The organism is Pseudomonas sp. HS-18, from assembly GCF_020401845.1.
Classification (GTDB): Bacteria; Pseudomonadota; Gammaproteobacteria; order Pseudomonadales; family Pseudomonadaceae; genus Pseudomonas; species Pseudomonas nitroreducens.
Genome location: NZ_CP084413.1, coordinates 361,773 through 379,921, shown reverse-complemented (window position 1 = coordinate 379,921; position 18,149 = coordinate 361,773). Strand labels below are relative to the sequence as shown.

14 protein-coding genes are annotated in these 18,149 nt (G+C 66.1%); 2 read left to right on the top strand and 12 right to left on the bottom strand.

Annotated features, from left to right (window positions below; genetic code table 11):
- The 3 genes from rbbA to LDJ84_RS01745 all read right to left on the bottom strand — a co-directional run bounded on the left by rbbA (position 1) and on the right by LDJ84_RS01745 (position 4,445).
- Positions 1-2,733 (bottom strand): ribosome-associated ATPase/putative transporter RbbA, encoded by a 2,733-nt coding sequence (rbbA, locus tag LDJ84_RS01755; protein ID WP_226045818.1) that lies wholly within the window; start codon positions 2,731-2,733, stop codon positions 1-3.
- Positions 2,730-3,803, bottom strand: a complete 1,074-nt coding sequence (locus LDJ84_RS01750) for an HlyD family secretion protein (RefSeq protein ID WP_024765750.1) — start codon at positions 3,801-3,803, stop codon at positions 2,730-2,732. The genes rbbA and LDJ84_RS01750 overlap by 4 nt, the downstream gene beginning before the upstream one ends.
- A gap of 228 nt (positions 3,804-4,031) precedes the next feature.
- Positions 4,032-4,445, bottom strand: coding sequence for a flagellar basal body-associated protein FliL (locus LDJ84_RS01745; RefSeq protein WP_037013440.1), 414 nt, complete (start codon positions 4,443-4,445; stop codon positions 4,032-4,034).
- A gap of 159 nt (positions 4,446-4,604) precedes the next feature.
- On the opposite strand from LDJ84_RS01745, the gene LDJ84_RS01740 reads away from it, so the two are divergent.
- The gene (locus tag LDJ84_RS01740) at positions 4,605-5,582 is read left to right on the top strand and encodes an NADPH:quinone oxidoreductase family protein (protein ID WP_065086212.1); all 978 of its coding nucleotides are present in this window, start codon (positions 4,605-4,607) and stop codon (positions 5,580-5,582) included.
- A 124-nt stretch (positions 5,583-5,706) separates the two neighbouring features.
- On the opposite strand, the gene LDJ84_RS01735 is transcribed toward LDJ84_RS01740, so the two are convergent.
- The 7 genes from LDJ84_RS01735 to LDJ84_RS01705 form a co-directional block, all read right to left on the bottom strand.
- Positions 5,707-7,230 carry a malonate--CoA ligase gene (locus LDJ84_RS01735; protein WP_226045817.1) on the bottom strand — a complete coding sequence of 508 codons (1,524 nt, stop codon included), beginning with the start codon at positions 7,228-7,230 and terminating at the stop codon, positions 5,707-5,709.
- Positions 7,231-7,239: 9 nt separating this feature from the next.
- Positions 7,240-8,559, bottom strand: coding sequence for a malonyl-CoA decarboxylase (locus LDJ84_RS01730; RefSeq protein WP_065086210.1), 1,320 nt, complete (start codon positions 8,557-8,559; stop codon positions 7,240-7,242).
- 24 nt (positions 8,560-8,583) lie between these two features.
- Entirely contained in the window at positions 8,584-10,044 is a 1,461-nt protein-coding gene (locus tag LDJ84_RS01725; protein ID WP_226045816.1) for an amidase, read from the bottom strand.
- A 167-nt stretch (positions 10,045-10,211) separates the two neighbouring features.
- Positions 10,212-11,246 (bottom strand): extracellular solute-binding protein, encoded by a 1,035-nt coding sequence (locus LDJ84_RS01720; RefSeq protein WP_024765756.1) that lies wholly within the window; start codon positions 11,244-11,246, stop codon positions 10,212-10,214.
- A 164-nt stretch (positions 11,247-11,410) separates the two neighbouring features.
- Entirely contained in the window at positions 11,411-12,217 is an 807-nt protein-coding gene (locus LDJ84_RS01715) for an ABC transporter permease (protein ID WP_024765757.1), read from the bottom strand.
- Entirely contained in the window at positions 12,217-13,143 is a 927-nt protein-coding gene (locus tag LDJ84_RS01710; protein WP_024765758.1) for an ABC transporter permease, read from the bottom strand. Before LDJ84_RS01710 ends, LDJ84_RS01715 begins: the two co-directional genes overlap by 1 nt.
- A 12-nt stretch (positions 13,144-13,155) precedes the next feature.
- Positions 13,156-14,274 carry an ABC transporter ATP-binding protein gene (locus LDJ84_RS01705; protein ID WP_084358385.1) on the bottom strand — a complete coding sequence of 373 codons (1,119 nt, stop codon included), beginning with the start codon at positions 14,272-14,274 and terminating at the stop codon, positions 13,156-13,158.
- Positions 14,275-14,523: 249 nt separating this feature from the next.
- Here LDJ84_RS01705 and LDJ84_RS01700 point away from each other — a divergent pair, with 249 nt between their 5' ends.
- Positions 14,524-15,444, top strand: a complete 921-nt coding sequence (locus LDJ84_RS01700; RefSeq protein ID WP_226045815.1) for a LysR substrate-binding domain-containing protein — start codon at positions 14,524-14,526, stop codon at positions 15,442-15,444.
- A 141-nt stretch (positions 15,445-15,585) separates the two neighbouring features.
- Here LDJ84_RS01700 and LDJ84_RS01695 read toward each other — a convergent pair whose 3' ends face one another.
- Positions 15,586-16,554 (bottom strand): CDP-6-deoxy-delta-3,4-glucoseen reductase, encoded by a 969-nt coding sequence (locus LDJ84_RS01695; RefSeq protein ID WP_024765761.1) that lies wholly within the window; start codon positions 16,552-16,554, stop codon positions 15,586-15,588.
- 67 nt (positions 16,555-16,621) lie between these two features.
- Positions 16,622-18,088, bottom strand: coding sequence for a 4-hydroxy-3-polyprenylbenzoate decarboxylase (ubiD, locus tag LDJ84_RS01690; protein ID WP_024765762.1), 1,467 nt, complete (start codon positions 18,086-18,088; stop codon positions 16,622-16,624).
- Positions 18,089-18,149: the final 61 nt, after the last annotated feature.

The following is an 18,149-nucleotide window of genomic DNA, read 5'->3' as shown; positions in this document are numbered from 1 at the left end:
TCAGTCCTCCTGCTTCTTCAGGCAGGCCACGCTGAGTAGCGTCAGCACCACGATCATCGCTGCCAGCGGCAGGTAGTAGACCCACAGATCGGGGAAGCCCAGTGCCTTGGAGAAGGCCCCCCGGCTGATGACGAGGAAGTGCGAGGTCGGGTAGAGCTGGCCAACGAAGGCCGCCGCGCCTTCCAGCGACGACACCGGGTGGATCAGCCCGGAGAACTGGATCGCCGGGATCATGGTGGCGATGGCCGTACCGAATACCGCGGCGATCTGACTCTTCATGAAGGTCGAGAGCAGCAGCCCCAGCCCCGTGCTGGTCACCACGTAGAGGAACGCGCCGACCAGCAGTGCGAGGAAGCTGCCCTTGAGCGGCACCTGGAACAGCAGCACGGCCATCGCCAGCATCAGCACGAAGTTGATCATACCCATGCCGATGTAGGGCAGCTGCTTGCCCAGCAGGAACTCCAGGCGCGTGACCGGCGTGACATAGAGGTTGGTGATCGAGCCCAGCTCCTTCTCGCGCACCACGCCCAGGGCGGTGAGCATCGCCGGGATCATGATCAGCAGCAGCGGGATCACCGCCGGCACCATGGCTTTCAGGCTCTCCACGTCCGGGTTGTAGCGGTAGCGCACCTCGGTGCTGGCCGCCGCACCGGTAGAAGCAGCGTTGCCGTTTTGCCTGTCGGCGAGGTAACTGGCATGCAGCCCCTGCACGTAGCCGAGCACAGTGTTGGCGCGGGTCGGCATGGCGCCGTCGATCCACACGCCGATGGCCGGGTCGGCGCCACGCTTGAGGTCGCGGCCGAAGTTCGGCGGGATCTCCACCGCCAGGCTGATTTCGCCGCTGCGCAAGCGCCGCTCCAGGTCGTCCGGGTCCTGGATCGCCTGCTTCTCGATGAAGTAGCGCGAGCCGGCGATGTTCAGCGCGTAGGCCTGGCTGGTGGTGGTCTGGTCGCGGTCGAGCACCGCGTAGGTGAGATCCTCGACGTCCATGTTGATGCCGTAGCCGATGATGAACATCAGCAGCGCCGTGCCGACCAGCGCCAGGGTCAGGCGGATCGGGTCGCGGCGCAGCTCCATGGCCTCGCGCCGCGCATAGCTGAACAGGCGCAGCCAGCTGAACCGATCGCTACCCTTGTAGCGCGTGGATTCAGTGGTCGGCTCTGGAGCAGGTGCCGTTTCCGGCACTGGCGCGCTGCCGGCGGCTTCTTCCAGATAAGCGATGAAGGTGGCTTCCAACGTGGGCAGGCCGCGCTTGTCGATCAACCCCTGCGGGGTGTCGCTGTCGAGCACCTTGCCGGCGTGCATCAGCGAGATGCGGTCGCAGCGCTCGGCCTCGTTCATGAAGTGGGTGGAAATGAAGATGGTCACGCCATCGTTGCGCGACAGCTCCACCATCAGCTCCCAGAAGCCGTCGCGGGCTACCGGGTCGACGCCCGAGGTGGGCTCGTCGAGGATCAGGATTTCCGGTTTGTGGATCACCGCCACGGCCAGCGACAGGCGCTGGCGGATGCCCAGCGGCAGGCTGTCGGGCAGTTCGTTGCGGACCTTGCCGAGGTCGAAGCGCTGGAGCATTTCCTCGACGCGCGGGCCGATCTCGTCGGCCGGAAGGTGGAAGAGTTTCGCGTGCAGTTCGAGGTTCTGCAGCACCGTCAGCTCGGCGTACAGCGAGAACGCCTGGGACATGTAGCCCACACGGCGGCGAGTCTCCATATCGTTGGCGTTGACCGGCTGGCCGAACAGCGCGCAGGTGCCTTCGCTGGCCGGCAACAGGCCGGTAAGCATCTTCATGGTGGTGGACTTGCCACAGCCGTTGGAACCGAGGAAGCCGAAGATTTCCCCGCGCTCGATGCGGAAGCTCACATGGTCCACCGCGACGAAATCGCCGAAGCGACAGGTCAGCCCCTCGGCTTCGATGGCGATCTGCGCTGCACCGTCATTCTGCGGACGCGGGGGAATCACCAGCTTGTGGTGGCCGGCTCGCTTGCTCTCGGGCAGCAGCGCAATGAACGCCTCCTCGAGGTTCTGCGTCGATGTCTGCTCGCGCAATTCGGCGGGCGTCCCGGTGGCGAGCACCTTGCCCTCGTCCATCGCCATCAGCCAGTCGAAGCGCTCGGCCTCCTCCATGTAGGCGGTGGCCACCAGCACGCTCATGCCTTCGCGACCGGCGCGGATACGGCCGATCAATTCCCAGAACTGGTTGCGCGACAACGGGTCGACACCGGTGGTGGGTTCGTCGAGGATCAGCAGGTCGGGGTCATGGATCAGCGCGCAGCACAGCCCGAGCTTCTGCTTCATGCCACCGGACAGCTTGCCCGCCGGCCGCTCGGCGAAAGGCGCCAGCCCGGTGCTCTGCAGCAGATCGGCGATGCGCCGCTCGCGCTCGGCCTTGTCGTGGCCGAACAGGCGACCGAAGAAATCGACGTTTTCGAACACCGAGAGCGTCGGGTAGAGGTTCTTGCCCAGGCCTTGCGGCATGTAGGCGATGCGCGGGCACACGGCGCGGCGATGGCGCACATCGCGCATGTCGCCGCCGAGCACCTGGATCTCGCCGTCCTGCATCTTCCGCGCGCCGGCCAGCAGCGCCAGCAGGCTGGACTTGCCGACGCCATCCGGGCCGATCAGGCCGACCATGCGGTTGGCCGGGATTGCCAGGCTGACGTCGTCCACCGCGCGGGTCTCGCCGTAGCGCAGCGAGACGCCGGTGAGATGCGCCACGCAGCCGGCGCCGCTCATTGCGGGACCTTGATCTGCAGGTCAGCCGGCCATTCCACCTGCGGGTCGAGGCGCAGATAGGCCATGCCCGGCACGCCGGTCTTCACGTAGGTGATGTACTTCTCCAGCAGGCCCGGATCGAGGCGCGCCTTGACGCGGAACATCAGCTTCTCGCGCTCGTTGGCAGTCTCCACGGTCTTGGGCGTGAACTGCGCGACGCTGGCGACGTAGGACACCTTGGCCGGGATCACGTACTCCGGCACCGCATCGATCACCAGGTGCACTTCCTGTCCCAGCTCGACCTTGCCGGCCTGGCCGGACGGCAGGAAGAAGGTCATGTAGACATCGGCCAGGTCGACCATGTTGAGCAGCTTGCCGCCGGCCGGCAGGACCTCGCCCGGCTGCGCCACGCGGTACTGCACGCGGCCGTTGCGCGGGGCCTTGAGGTCGCTGTCGTCGATGTCGGCCTGCAGGCGCACGGTGCTCGCAGTGGCGGCCTCGATGGCCGACTGCGCCTCGATCACCTGGGAGCTGGCAGCAGCGATGCTGGCCTGAGCCGAGATGACCTGGGAGCGCGAAGCGGCCAGCGCCGCCTGGGAGCTCTGCAGGGCAGCGCGATCATCGTCGAGTTGCTGTTGCGGCAGGGCGTTGCGCTTGACCAGCTGCTCGGTGCGGGTGAAGCGCTTCTGCGCAGCGGTGAGCTCGGCCTGGCGCTGGGCGACCATGGCTTCGGCGGTGGCCTTCTCGCTGTGCCGCTGGGCCACCAGGGACTCGGCGGTGAGCTTGGCGTTCTGCGCCCGCCGCACCTCGGCCTCGGCCTGTGCCAGCTGGGCCTTGAGCACCTGGGTATCCATGCGCGCGACGACCTGGCCGGTCTTCACGAAGTCGCCTTCGTCCACGAGGATTTCCGCCACCCGCCCGGCGAGCTTGGTCGCGACGTCCACCTCGGTGGCCTCGATGCGCCCGTTGCCGCTGGCAAAACCTTGGCCCAGCCCGGTCGGCTTGAACGTCTGCCAGGCCAGCGCGGCGAGCACGGCCGCCACCAGCACCGCGAGACCGCGGGTGCGCCAGCTTTTTGCGTTTCCTGTCATCCGATTTCCCCTTGTCCAGGCGCTCGAATTCGAGCGAATCATGAGGGGATGTTCGGCGACCGGCGGCACATGGGGTTTGATTCAGGTCAGGCACGCAGAGGAAATTTCCTATGCGCCTTGCACGGCGGGACTTTCAGACCGGCATTGCGGCGAGTGGCCGCAGCCGGAAAACGGAAGCGCCTGCGGTGCGCAGATGAGTTGCGCTCATGCAGACGCCCCTGGAAGCGCTCAGGGCTGGACGATCAGATTGTTGAACAGCAGGTCGTCGACCAGTGGCTTGCCCTCTTCCTGCTGCAGCACGGTCTGCACCTGTTTCAACGCTTCCTGACGCAGTTTTTCCTTGCCGTCGACGCTGCCGAGGGATTCATCCGTTTGCTGGGCAAACAGCATCACCAGTTGGTTGCGGATCAGCGGCTCGTGGTGCTCGACCTTCTCCGACGCTTCCTTGCCGATGACCTTCAGGGCGATGTCGGCCTTGAAGTACTTCAGCCGCGGACCGCTGCCGTAGTTACCCACCAGGGCCGGCGTCAGGTCGACGAAGACCGGCTTGTTGGCGTCTTCCGGCTTGGCCTCTTCGGACTCGGAGGCGATGACGAAGGGGCTGAAGGAAAGGACCAGCAACAGGGCGAGGAAAGCTCTCAAGGCGATGTCTCCGGATTCGATGGGCAAAGGATAGCCACAGTCGCGCCGCCGCCCAAGCTATATCGGGGCATAAGCCCAGACCATGGTGATTTGCCCCCTGCCACTGCACTCCTACACTGCCCCACTCGGAAACAAGAACCCGCCAACGGAGTACTTCGAATGAAAGCCGTGCTGTGCAAAGCCTTCGGCCCCGCCGAAACCCTGGTGCTGGAAGACATCGCCAGCCCCGAGCCGAAGAAGAACGAAGTCCTGCTGCAGGTGCATGCCGCCGGGGTTAACTTCCCCGATACGCTGATCATCGAGGGCAAATACCAGTTCAAACCGCCCTTCCCGTTCTCCCCGGGTGGCGAGGCTGCCGGCGTAGTCGGCGCGGTCGGCGAGAAAGTCACCCATGTGAAGCCCGGCGACCGCGTGATGGCGCTGACCGGCTGGGGCAGCTTTGCCGAGGAAGTCGCGGTGCCCGGCTACAGCGTGATGCCGATCCCCGACGGCATGGACTTCGCCAGCGCCGCTGCCTTCGGCATGACCTACGGCACCTCCATGCACGCACTCAAGCAACGCGCCAACCTGCAGCCGGGCGAGACCCTGCTGGTGCTCGGCGCCTCCGGTGGCGTGGGCCTGGCTGCCGTGGAAATCGGCAAGGCGATGGGCGCCAAGGTGATCGCCGCCGCCAGCAGCGAAGCCAAGCTGGAAGTGGCCAAGGCCGCCGGTGCCGACGTGCTGATCAACTACAGCGAAGGCAGCCTGAAGGACAAGCTCAAGGAAATCACCGGCGGCCAGGGCGTGGACGTGATCTACGACCCGGTCGGCGGCGACCTGTTCGAGGAAGCCTTCCGCTCCATCGCCTGGAACGGCCGCATGCTGGTGGTCGGCTTTGCCAGCGGCACCATTCCGTCGCTGCCGGCCAACCTGACCCTGCTCAAAGGCGCGTCCCTGGTCGGCGTGTTCTGGGGCTCCTTCGCCCAGCGCCAGCCGCAGGACAACGCGGCGAACTTCCAGCAGCTGTTCGCCTGGTTCGCCGAAGGCAGGATCAAGCCGCTGGTGTCGCAGACCTATCCGCTGGACAAGGCCGCCGATGCCATCAATCACCTGGGCCAGCGCAAGGCGGTGGGCAAGGTGGTGGTGACCGTTCGCTGACCGCTGCCCGCGACATGAAAAAGCCCCGCATCAGCGGGGCTTTTTCACGTCGGAGCAAAACCTGTAGGAGCGTGCCATGCGCGCGATCGCGGGCGCAGCCCGCTCCTACAGGGAGACTCCGGGTTCAGGAATACAGCGCCTTGAACTGCTCGCGCAGTACGTTCTTCTGCACCTTGCCCATCACATTGCGCGGCAGCGCATCGACCACCATCACCCGCTTGGGCTGCTTGAAGCGCGCCAGCTTGCCATCCAGCGCGGCGAGTACCTGGGCCTCGCTCGGCGCCTGGCCCTGGGTGGCCACCAGTACGGCGGTGACGCCCTCGCCGAAGTCCGGGTGCGGCACGCCGATCACCGCCGACTCGACCACGCCCGGCAGGGTGTCGAGGATTTCCTCCAGCTCCTTGGGATAAACGTTGAAGCCGCCGCTGATGATCATGTCCTTGTTGCGGCCGACGATCTGCACATAGCCCTTGTCGTCGATGAAACCGATATCGCCGGTCATGAAGTAGCCGTCTGCGCGCAGCTCCTCGGCGCTCTTCTCCGGCATGCGCCAGTAGCCCTGGAACACGTTCGGCCCACGCACCTCGATCATCCCCGGCTCACCCTGGGGCAGCGGGGCCGGCCCGGACTGCGAAGGATCGGTGATGCGCAGCTCGACGCCCGGCAGCGGGAAGCCGACGGTGCCGGCGATGCGCTCGCCATCCAGCGGGTTGGAGGTGTTCATGCCCGTCTCGGTCATGCCGTAGCGCTCGAGGATCGCCATGCCGGTGCGCTCGGAGAACGCCTTGTGGGTCTCGGCGGTGAGCGGCGCGGAGCCGGAAATGAACAGGCGCATGTGCGCCACCGCCTCGCGGGTCAGGCCGGGCTGGTCGAGCAGGCGGGTGTAGAAAGTCGGAACACCCATCAGCAGGTTCACCTGAGGCAGCAGGCGGAGCATCTGCGCGGCGTCGAACTTGCTGAGGAAGAGCATCGAACCGCCCGCCATCAGCAGGCTGTTGCAGGCCACAAAGAGGCCGTGGATATGGAAGATAGGCAGGGCATGGAGCAGCCAGTCCTCGCCGGTAATCTGCCAGGCATCCACCAGTGCGCGGGCGTTGGAGACGAGGTTGCCGTGGCTGATCATCGCCCCCTTGGAACGCCCGGTGGTGCCGGAGGTATAGAGGATCGCGGCGAGGTCGCTGGAGGCGCGCGGCACGTCGACGAAGCGCCCCGGCTTGCCATGCACGGCGTCCATCAGCGAGCCGTCGACCTGGTCGCCCAGGGTCGCCACACGAGCCACACCGCTGGCTTCGGCCAGTTCACGGGCCTGGGCTTCAAAGGCCGGCGCGCAGACGAACAGCGAAGGCTCGGCGTCGTCGAGGAAGTAGCGCAGCTCGTCGCCGGTGTAGCCGCTGTTGAGCGGCAGGTAGACCGCGCCGACGCGCAGTACGGCGAGGTAGAGCATCACCGTCTCGGGGCTCTTGTCGACCTGCACGGCAACGCGGTCGCCCGGCTGCACGCCGAGTTCCACCAGCGCATGGGCGAACTGCGAAGTGCTGCGCAGCATGTCGGCATAGCTGTAGCCGCCACCCAATGGGGTGCGGATGAAGGGCTTGGACAGGTCGCTGGGCAGGTGTTTGCCGACTTCGGCGAAAAGACTCTGGTTCATGGTGAGGTCCTAGCGTTTTGTTTTCGCCGACAGCGTCGCGAGCTTGCGCACCTCGGGTGAGGCCGCGACCGCGCCCTGGTTGGCGTAGGCTTCGTGGTTCTTTTCGATCTGACGCAGTTCGTAGCGGTAATTGACCATCAGCCCGGCTGCCTGGCGCAGGCCGCTGGCGGAGAGGTCGCCACGCCAGTTCAGACGCTCCAGGCGGGCACCGTTGCCGAGGTGGAAGCGCGCCACCGGGTCCAGCGGCAGCCCGGCGCCATTCTTGGCGTGCAGGAAATATTCGGCGGCCAGCGCCAGCAGCGGCTGCTCGGTGCGCGGCGGTGGCGGCGCGTCGGGCTTGAGCGCCTTGAGCAGGTCGGCGGCGGCCGCGCCCAGTTGCGGGTCGTCGCCCAGGCCGTCGAGCCAGCGACGGAAGCCGGGTACCGGCGACAGGGTGACGTACTGGCGCAGGCCGGGAATCTCCCGCGCCAGCTCCTCCACCACCTGTTTGATCAGGAAGTTGCCGAAGGAAATGCCGCGCAGGCCGTCCTGGCAGTTGCTGATGGAATAGAACACCGCCGTATCGGGTTCCTCTGCCGGCTGAACGTCTGTCGCCGGCTCGAGAATGTCTGCAATCGCGCCCGGCATCGCGCGGGTCAGCGCCACCTCGACGAAGATCAGCGGTTCTTCCGCCAGCGCCGGGTGGAAGAAGGCGAAGCAGCGGCGGTCGGCCGGCTGCAGGCGGCTGCGCAGGTCGTCCCAGTCCTTGATGGCGTGGACGGCCTCGTACTTGATGATCTTTTCCAGGATCGACGCCGGGGTCGACCAGTCGATGCGCCGCAGCACCAGGAAGCCGCGGTTGAACCAGGACGCCAGCAGGTGTTGCAGGTCGTGGTCCACGGCCGCCAACTCGGGTTTACCCTTGAGTTCCCCCAGCAACCGGCGGCGCATGGCGATCAGCTCGGCGGTGCCGCCCGGCGCCTGGTTGAGGCGGCGGAACAGTTCCTGGCGCGGTGGTTCGCTGGCCTCGAACAGCTGGGTGGTGTTGGCCGACGAAGGATCGTCGAGATAGCGCTGGCAGGCTTCGGCCAGCGCGTCATGAGGCGGCGCGAAGTCCATGAGCAGCGTGTCGAAGAAAGCCTTCTGCTGCTCCTCCGGACAGTCGCGGTAGGCGCACAGCACCTGCCGCGCCAGCGCCACGCCGGAAGCCTCGCCGTGGCCGGAGATCAGTTTGCGGCAGGCCTGCGCCAGCGCCTGGGCATTGCCCGGCGCCGGCTCGCGCGACTCCAGCAATTGCCGGCCGCGCTCGCTGATGCTCTGCAGCAGTTCCTGGAAGAAGCTGATGTTCATGCGTCCCCCTCGCTTGTGGATAAATCAGTCGCCTTTCAGCATCGGCGGCGGGCAGCGCTGGTACCAGCGCGAAGCCTGCTCGTAGGCGTGGGCCAGTTGCAGCACGGCCATATCGGCCTGGTGCTTGCCGATGATCTGGATGCCCATGGGCAAGCCCAGTTCATTGAAGCCTACCGGCACGTTGGCCACCGGGCATCCGGACAGGGTGGCCGGAATCACCACCTCCATCCAGCGGTGGTAGGTGTCCATGGCCTTGCCGGCGACTTCCTTCGGCCAGTCCCAGCTCTTGTCGAACGGGAACAGTTGCGCGCTGGGCAGCAGCAGGTAGTCGTAGCGCTCGAACAGCTGGCTGATGGCGCGGTACCAGTCGCTGCGCGCGGCGGAGGCGCGGAACACGTCCATGGCGGACAGCTTCAGGCCGTTCTCCACTTCCCAGATGGCCTCGGGCTTGAGCAGTTCGCGCTTGGCAGGATCGGTATAGGCCGCGCCGAGGGAGCCGGCGACCATCCAGTGACGCAGGGTGCGCCAGGTGTCCCAAAGACGCTCGGCGGAGAAGCCCATGGCAGTGTCTTCGATGTGGCAGCCAATGGCTTCGAAGTCGGCGAAGGATTTACGACACAGCTCCAGCACACCCCGCTCCATCGGCAGGTGGCCGCCCAGGTCGCCCAGCCAGCCCAGGAGCGCGCCCTTGAAGTCGCGCTCCAGCCTGCCGGCGAACTGCTCGCCACTCTCGGAAATGGACAGCGGGGCACGGGCATCGCCGCCGGCCTGCACCGACAGCAGCAGCGCCACGTCACGCACGCTGCGGCCCATCGGGCCTTCGTAGCCGAGCTGGTCGATGAACAGGTCGGCGCTGTCGTCGAAGGGCACGCGGCCCTGGGACGGACGGAAGCCGACGATGTTGTTGAACGCCGCCGGGTTGCGCAGCGAACCCATCATGTCGCTGCCATCGGCCACCGGGACCATCTGTAGCGCCAGCGCGGCCGCCGCGCCACCGCTGCTGCCGCCGGCAGTGCGGTCGGGCGCGTAGGCGCAGCCGGTCGCGCCGAAGATCGGGTTGTAGCTGTGCGAGCCGAGGCCGAATTCCGGGGTGTTGGTCTTGCCAATCAGCACGGCGCCGGCCGCGCGGATGCGCTCGACCATGATGCCGTCGCGCTCGGGCACGTAGTCGCGGAACAGCGGCGAGCCTAGGGTGGTGCGGATGCCCTGGGTCAGCGAGAGGTCCTTCACCGCATGGGGCAGACCGTGCATCCAGCCACGGTATTCGCCGCGGGCCAGCTCGGCGTCGCGCTGGTCGGCTTCGGCGAGCAGTTGCTCTTCGGGCTGCAGGCTGACGATGGCGTTGACCGCCGGGTTGTAGCGCTCGATCTGCGCCAGGTGTGCCTGCATGACTTCGCGGCAGGACACCTGGCGCAGGCGGATGCGCTGGGCCAGTTCATGGGCCTGGAGCTGGACGAGTTCGTTGTTGTGCTTGTACTGGCTCATGGAGCGCGGCCTTCTTTCATCGGGAGCTTCCGGCAGATGGGAAGCCTATGTCGGGTTCAGCAACCCCGCCGGCAGGCGAGGCTTGTTGCGTTCTTCAGGCCGAGCGATGCCGCTGCGCCGAGCTGGCGCACGCGTGCATCGCTGTGCCGTATTCCCGTCTGGCGGGATCAGCGCATCAGGTTGGTCCAGATGCGGTCGGCCAGGCGGATCGCGCCTTCGCCGCAGGTCTTGCTGAACACCACCTTGGTGCCCTCGGGGATGTGCAGTTCCGGCGCATCCTTGAGGCTGGCATCGAGGAAGGGTTCCACGCCCTTGATCGGGCTCTGGTGCTTGAGGAAGTTCTGGGTCATCGCCGAGTTTTCCGGCTGGCTGAGGAAAGCGATGAATTTCTTCGCGTTCTCCGGGTGCTTGGCGCCGGCCGGGATCACCAGGTTGTCCACCCAGGCCATCACGCCCTCTTTCGGGTAGAGGTACTTCAGGCTGGATTTCATCTCACGCGCCCGCATCGACGAGCCGCCCCAGAACATCGACATGTCGACTTCGCCCGAGGCCAGGTTCTCGCGGATCGAGCCGGCCTTGGAGCTGTAGGTCTTCACGAAGGGCTTCTGGGTCTTCAGCAGGGTCAGCACCTGCTGCATCTGCTTGGGGTCCTCGCTGCACAGCGGGATGCCCAGGTAGAGGCTGGCGGTATCGATGACTTCGCTGGCCGAGTCGAACATGTTGATCTTGCCCTGCAGCTCCTTCGGCGGGGTGAACAGCACCGAGTAGCTGTCGGCTGGGCCGCTGTATTTCGCGCTGTCCAGCACCACGCTGGTGGTGCCCCAGATGAAGGGCACGGCGTAGGCGCCTTCCGGGTCCCAGGCGGGCTTCTTCAGGTTGTCCTCGACGTTGGCGTAGTACGGCTGGCCGGCCGGGTCGAAGCGCTCCAGCAGTTTCTCCTGGATCAGGATCGGTACGAAGGCGTGGGAGGGAATCGCCACGTCGTAGCCGGCGCCGCCCTGTTTGAGCTTGGCCAGCAGGGTTTCGTTGGAGTCGTAGGAATCCACGGTCACCTTGATGCCGGTTTCCTTCTCGAACTTCTCCAGGATCTGCGGGGTAAAATAGCCACTCCAGCTCACCACGTTCAGTTGCTCGGCGGCTTGTGCGTGGACGGCCATGGCCAGCGTCAGCGTGGCCCCTACAGCAGCGATCAGTTTGCTCATCTTCTACTCCGGTATGTGGGCGGAGAGTCCGTTCAAGGGCTGGTCGAGCGCTGCCCAGACGAGGCGGGAACAGGTGAGAAAGCGCAGTTTACGGCTGTAAATGAGCATTTCGAGGCTGTTTCCAACGACGCATGGGCAAGCTCGGACAGGCATTGGGCGGGCTCTCAGGCTTTCTTCTTGCCAAGCAGGAAGGACAGGGTTACGAACAGCACGGAAACGCCGAGGATCAGGGTCGACACCGCGTTCACATCGGGCGTCACGCCCATGCGCAGCAGGCCGAAGATGAAGATCGGCAAGGTGGTGGTGCCGGCCTGGGAGACCATCATCGAGATCACGAAGTTATCCAGCGAGACGATGAAGGCCAGCATCACCCCGGAGAAGATCCCCGGCATCAGCAGCGGCAGGGTGACCTTGCGGAAGGTCCGCCAGGGCCCGGCGTAGAGGTCGGCGGCGGCCTGTTCCAGGGACAGGTCCATGTCGTTCAGGCGAGCACGGATCGGCAGGTAGGCGAACGGGATGCAGAACACCGTGTGGGCGATGATCAGGTTGCCGTAGCCCAGCGATAGGCCAAGCGTGGAGAACAGCGCCAGGGTGGCGACGCCGACCACGATCTCGGGCAGCACCAGCGGCAGCATGATCGCTCCCATGGACAGGCGCAGGCCCTTGAACTTGGCCCCGCGCGAGGTGCCCAGCGCAGCCAGCGTGGCGATCGCCGTGGCGATCACGCTGGCGCACACGGCGATCAGCAGGCTGTTGCCGGCGGCCTGGCGCAGCGCCTGGTTGGCGAACGCGGCGCGGTACCAGTCGAGGCTGAAGCCGGTCCACACGGTGGCGGACTGGTTGGCGTTGAACGACAGCACCACCAGCACCACGATGGGCGCGTAGAGGTAGAGATAGAACAGGAAACTCAGGACGCCGAAGCCACGGAAGTCCTGTACGCCCAGACGGCGCTTGGTCAGCAGCGAGAGCATCATTCACCTCCCCGAGCGATACGCAGGCGCTCGGCGCGCATCGCGTAGAACATCAGCACCAGCATCACCGCGGCCATCAGCACCAGCGACAGCGCCGCGCCGAAGGGCCAGTTCCGCGAGTCGCTGAACTGCCGGAAGATCAGGTTGCCGAGCATCATCTTGGTGCCGCCGCCGAGCAGCTCAGGGGCGATCATTGCGCCCAGGCAGGGCACGAAGGTGAGGATGGCGCCGGCCAGGATGCCCGGACGGGCAATCGGCAGGACCACCTTGCGCAGGGTGCGGATGCGCCCGGCGTAAAGGTCCTGGGCCGCTTCGAGCAGGCGCATGTCCATCTTCTCGAGGGTGGCGTAGATCGGCAGCACGACGAAGGGCGCGTAGGTGTAGACCAGGCCCAGCAGCACGGCGCCGTCGGTGTAGAGCAGGTTCAGCGGCTGGTTGATCACCCCCAGGCTCATCAGCGTGCCGTTGACCACGCCGGTGCCGCGCAGCAGCAGGATCCAGGCGTAGGTGCGGATCAGCAGGTTGGCCCAGAACGGCACAGTGATCAGGAAGATCAGCAGGCCGCGACGGTGCGCCGGCTGCATGGCCAGCCACACCGCCACCGGGAAGCCGACCAGCAGGGTGATCACCGTGGTCGCCGCGGCGATACCGATGGAACGCAGGGCGATCACCATGTACGAGTCGGCGAAGGCCAGGCTGTCGTCGAGCTGGCGCTCGAACAGCAGCGAGACGTAGGCGTCGACGCTGAAGTGCGGGTTCACCCCACCGTAGGGGTTGGCCTGCATCAGCGAGTAACCGACGACGATGAAGATCGGCACGATCAGGAACAGGCCGATGGACACCAGCGCGGGCGACACGCCAAGGAAGCTGCGCAGCGCCTGGCGCCGCTCCAGCGCATTGCCGCAGGTTGCGGATAACCGGTTCATGCTCACCTCCGCTCAGTCCACCAGGACGCTGGCGCTGCCTTTTTCGAACAGCAGGCCGGCACGCTGCCCAGCCACCAGGCGCTGACGCTGGCCGGCGCTGTTGGGCGCACGGACGGTCAGCTTGCTGCCGTCCTTGAGCTCGACCTGGTACTGCAGGTCGGTGCCCAGGTAGATCTGCTGGACGACGGTGCAGGGCGCGGCGGACGACGTGTCCTCGGCCACCAGTTGCAGGCGCTCGGGGCGGATCGACAGGGTGACCTCGGCGCCGACCTTCAGGCCCTCGCGGGAGCCGGCCTCGATCAACTGCTCACCGCCGATGCGGTAGTAAGCGCGGTCGCCGTCGAAGTTCTCGACGCGGGCCGGGAGGAAGTTGGTCTCGCCGATGAAATCGGCGACGAAGCGGTTGCGCGGATGCTCGTAGATGTCGTCCGGGCGGCCGACCTGCTGCACTTCGCCCTCGGAGAGCACGGCGATGCGGTCGGACATGGTCAGCGCTTCTTCCTGGTCGTGGGTGACGAAGATGAAGGTGATGCCAGTCTTGGCCTGGATCGCCTTGAGCTCTTCACGCATGGCCTGGCGCAGCTTGAGGTCGAGGGCGGAAAGCGGCTCGTCGAGCAGCAGCACCTTGGGATGCGGTGCCAAAGCGCGGGCCAGGGCGACGCGTTGCTGCTGGCCGCCGGAAAGCTGGGTCGGCTTGCGCTGGGCGAAGCGTTCCATCTGCACCAGGGCGAGCATCTCGCGGACACGCTCGGCGACCTGCACCTTGCTCATGCGCTGGCCCATCGGGTGGGATTCCAGGCCGAAGGCGAGGTTCTCGGCGATGGTCATGTGCGGGAACAGTGCGTAGTGCTGGAAGACGGTGTTGACCGGGCGCTCGAACGGCGGGCGGTCGGCGATGTTCTCGCCGTACAGCTGGATTTCCCCGGCGGTGGGGAATTCGAAGCCGGCGATCATCCGCAGCAGGGTGGTCTTGCCGCAGCCCGAAGGGCCGAGCAGGGTGAAGAATTCGTTGTCGCGGATGTCCAGGTCGACGCATTTGAGCGCGACGGGACCGCTGGCCGGATCGCCGTAGACCTTGCGCACGGAGCGGATCGAAACCGCCGCCGTCTGCAGGCTGTGCAGGGCATTCATGGTGAAACCTCCGCATCCTTCCCGTCCGCCGCACGCTGGCGTTCGGGGGATCTTGTAGTTGTTCTGGCAGGGCTGGAGTAAACGCTGGATGCAGCGCTGGCCGTGGGTTCGGCTCGATATTGTGGTGATGCTGCTGGAGCGGATATTCGAAGAAAGGTGGTTGAGCGAAAAGCTCAATTTTCTTACATTCGATATTAAATAATTTAACAGCTGAAGTTTAACAGCTCAGCCCGCCTTCGAGGTCCAGCCATGTCCATCCAGCGTCTTCCGCCGCTCAATGCCGTCCGCGCCTTCGAGGCCGCCGCACGCCTGGGCAGCTACGTCGCCGCCTCGAAAGACCTGCATGTGACGCAGCCGGCCATCGGCCGACACGTCAAGCTGCTGGAGGATTGGCTGGGCGTGCAGTTGTTCGAGCGCACCCCGCGCGGAGTCAGCCTGACGCCCGCCGGGCAACGCTACTACGCAAAGATATCCACAGCCCTGCAGCAGATCGCCGATGCCGGCCATGAACTGGTCCCCGGCGGCACCGCGCGCTGGCTGAAGATCCTTGTGGTGCCGGCCTTCGCCAAGCGCTGGCTGATGCCTCGCCTGGAGACCCTGCGGCAGCAGCGCCCCGGTCTGAAGGTGGCGGTGGAGCCGAACCCGACTTTCAGCGAAGTGGACGGTAAAAGCGCTGATCTGGGGATTGTCTACGGGCTTCCCGGCGTCTATCCGCAGTGCCACAGCACGCTGGTGCGGCCGGCGGTGTTCCCGGTGTGTTCGCCTGCCTATCTCGAGGAACACGGCCCGCTGAGCAGCGTGCACGAGCTGGCGCAGCACAAGCTGATCCATGTCGACGACGGCGAATGGTGGAACCTCTGGTTGTCCACCATCGGCCTCGACCTGCGGGTGAACTCCGACGTGCTCTACGTCAGCAACGACCACGCGCTGTCCATGGCCGAGGCCGGCCACGGTATCGCCCTGGCCAACCTGGTGCTGGTAAAGCACCAGTTGGCCGCCGGCACGCTGGTGCGGCCGCTGCCCGAGGAAGTGCCGCTGGAAAGCTACCAGTTGCTGCTGCCCACCGGCGCGGTAAGCGCCGACGTCGCCTGGTTCGAGGACTGGATTCGTGCGGCGCTGCAGGAAGAGTTCTCGCCACCCGCGGCCCACATGACTGATTCGACTGAATAGTCGGACGCACAACTCGCCACGAAACTGCAGGGGAGTATTCCACCGGGGCCGCGGGGCTGAGTCGGCTGCATGGCTAGGCGGAGCGCCGAAGACAGTGCGACTTAGTACGACGAGGCGCTCCAACGACGCCAGGCGGTCGAATCAGCCCCGCGGGGCGTAGGCGAAGACGTCGGCGCGCATTTGATGCGGGTCCATGCCCGCCGCCACCAGCGCATCCAACGTGCCATAGACCATCGCCGGCGAGCCGCTGGCGTAGACGCGCAGGCCGGCCAGCTCGGCGAAGTCTTCGCACACCGCTTCGTGCAACAGGCCGCAGCGCCCCTGCCAACCACAAAGGTCGCTGACGATCTTGTGCAGGTGCAGGTTGGGCACGCTTTCCCACTGCTCCCAGTGCGGCAGCTCGTAGAAGTCTTCCGGGCGGCGCACGCCCCAGTACAGGTGCACCGGATGGGCAAAGCCGGCGGCGCGGCAGAACTCGATCAGGCTGTGCATCTGCGCCATGCCGGTGCCGGCGGCGATCAGCACCAGCGGGCCGTCCGGCAGGTCGGCGAGGTGCGCGTCGCCGAAGGGCATCTGCACGCGGGCGAAGCGGTCGCGCTGCAACTGGGTCAGCAGGTCGATGGCGCTGTTCTCGCGGGCCAGGATGTGCAGTTCCAGGTCACGCCCTTCCTGCGGCGCGGAGGCCAGCGAGAAAGCCGCCGGGTCGCTGCCGTCGCGCTCGATCAGCAGGTACTGCCCAGCGTGGTAGCGCGGCGGCTTGCCGGCCGGGGCGCGCAGGCGCACACGCCAAACATCACCGCCCACTGGCTCGCAGAGCGTCACCTGGCAGGAGAGTTTGCGCACCGGCAGCTCGCCAGGCGCCAGCACGCCATCCCAGTGCAGCACGCAATCTTCCAGCGGTTCGGCCAGGCAGGTGAAGAGTTCGCCGTGGTCGCGCACCTCGCCATCCTGGCATACACGGCCTTCCACCAGCAGCGCCGCGCAGATATGGCAGTTGCCGTTGCGGCAGCTCTGCGGGCAGTCGTAGCCCTGGCGCCGCGCACCGTCGAGGATACGTTCCCCGGGTTTCAGCTCGAGCTGAGCACCGGAGGGTTGCAAGGTCACTTTCAAGCGCTGTTCTCGTTCTTCTAGGCGGACGGCCTCTGGCGCATGGCCGCCCTTGGTGTTCGACGGCCCGTCAGTCGATGCCCAGGCTCGCCCAGATTTCGTCGACGCGGCGGGTCACCGCCGGGTCCTTCTCGATCACCCGACCCCACTCGCGACTGGTCTCGCCCGGCCACTTGTGGGTGGCGTCCAGGCCCATCTTCGAGCCGAGACCCGAGATCGGCGAAGCGAAGTCCAGGTAGTCGATCGGCGTGTTGTCGATCATCACCGTGTCGCGCTTGGGATCCATGCGCGTGGTGATGGCCCAGATCACGTCGTTCCAGTCGCGGGCGTTGATGTCGTCGTCGGTGACGATAACGAACTTGGTGTACATGAACTGTCGCAGGAACGACCAGACACCCAGCATCACGCGCTTGGCGTGGCCGGGGTATTGCTTCTTCATGGTCACCACCGCCATGCGGTAGGAGCAGCCTTCGGGCGGCAGGTAGAAGTCGGTGATCTCGGGGAACTGCTTCTGCAGGATCGGCACGAAGACTTCGTTCAGCGCCACGCCGAGGATCGCCGGCTCGTCCGGCGGGCGGCCAGTGTAGGTGCTGTGGTAGATCGGTTTCTGCCGGCGGGTGATGCGCTCGACGGTGAACACCGGGAAGCGGTCCACTTCGTTGTAGTAGCCGGTGTGGTCGCCGTAGGGGCCTTCATCGGCCATCTCGCCGGGATGGATCACGCCTTCGAGGACGATCTCGGCGCTGGCCGGCACCTGCAGGTCGTTGCCGATGCACTTGACCAGCTCGGTCTTGTGCCCGCGCAACAGGCCGGCGAAAGCATATTCGGAGAGGTTATCCGGCACCGGCGTCACGGCGCCGAGGATGGTCGCCGGGTCCGCCCCCAGGGCCACGGCCACCGGATAGGGCTGGCCGGGGTGCTTCTGGCACCACTCGCGAAAATCCAGCGCACCGCCACGGTGGCTGAGCCAGCGCATGATGACCTTGTTGCGGCCAATCACCTGCTGGCGGTAGATGCCCAGGTTCTGCCGCTCCTTGTTCGGCCCGCGGGTGACGGTCAGGCCCCAGGTGATCAGCGGCGCCACGTCGCCGGGCCAGCAGGTTTGCACCGGCAGTTTCGACAGGTCGACGTCGTCGCCCTCTTCGATCACTTCCTGGCACGGCGCGTCCTTGAGGACCTTGGGCGCCATGTTGATGACCTTCTTGAAGATCGGCAGCTTGGACCAGGCGTCCTTCAGCCCCTTGGGCGGCTCGGGCTCCTTGAGGAAGGCCAGCAGCTTGCCGATCTCGCGCAGTTCGGAGACGTCCTCGGCGCCCATCCCTAAGGCGACGCGCTCGGGCGTGCCGAACAGGTTGCCGAGTACGGGTATGTCATAGCCGGTGGGCTTTTCGAACAGCAGGGCCGGGCCCTTGGCGCGCAGGGTGCGGTCGCACACCTCGGTCATTTCCAGCACCGGGGATACCGGCGCCTGGATGCGCTTGAGCTGTCCGCGCTGCTCCAGGGCAGCGATGAACTCGCGCAGGTCGCGATACTGCATGAGGGTCTCGATGGCGGCAGGATGATGCGACAGTCTACCGCCTATCAGCGCCTTGCAGAAA

Excerpts from the sequence above, each read along its gene's own strand:
- ubiD (WP_024765762.1), bottom strand. The coding sequence starts at position 18,088 with ATGCAGTATCGCGACCTGCGCGAGTTCATCGCTGCCCTGGAGCAGCGC.
- LDJ84_RS01705 (WP_084358385.1), bottom strand. The coding sequence starts at position 14,274 with ATGAATGCCCTGCACAGCCTGCAGACGGCGGCGGTTTCGATCCGCTCC.
- LDJ84_RS01750 (WP_024765750.1), bottom strand. The coding sequence starts at position 3,803 with ATGACAGGAAACGCAAAAAGCTGGCGCACCCGCGGTCTCGCGGTGCTG.
- LDJ84_RS01725 (WP_226045816.1), bottom strand. The coding sequence starts at position 10,044 with ATGAGCCAGTACAAGCACAACAACGAACTCGTCCAGCTCCAGGCCCAT.
- LDJ84_RS01735 (WP_226045817.1), bottom strand. The coding sequence starts at position 7,230 with ATGAACCAGAGTCTTTTCGCCGAAGTCGGCAAACACCTGCCCAGCGAC.
- LDJ84_RS01720 (WP_024765756.1), bottom strand. The coding sequence starts at position 11,246 with ATGAGCAAACTGATCGCTGCTGTAGGGGCCACGCTGACGCTGGCCATG.
- rbbA (WP_226045818.1), bottom strand. The coding sequence starts at position 2,733 with ATGAGCGGCGCCGGCTGCGTGGCGCATCTCACCGGCGTCTCGCTGCGC.
- LDJ84_RS01710 (WP_024765758.1), bottom strand. The coding sequence starts at position 13,143 with ATGAACCGGTTATCCGCAACCTGCGGCAATGCGCTGGAGCGGCGCCAG.
- LDJ84_RS01715 (WP_024765757.1), bottom strand. The coding sequence starts at position 12,217 with ATGCTCTCGCTGCTGACCAAGCGCCGTCTGGGCGTACAGGACTTCCGT.
- LDJ84_RS01700 (WP_226045815.1), top strand. The coding sequence starts at position 14,524 with ATGTCCATCCAGCGTCTTCCGCCGCTCAATGCCGTCCGCGCCTTCGAG.
- LDJ84_RS01730 (WP_065086210.1), bottom strand. The coding sequence starts at position 8,559 with ATGAACATCAGCTTCTTCCAGGAACTGCTGCAGAGCATCAGCGAGCGC.
- LDJ84_RS01740 (WP_065086212.1), top strand. The coding sequence starts at position 4,605 with ATGAAAGCCGTGCTGTGCAAAGCCTTCGGCCCCGCCGAAACCCTGGTG.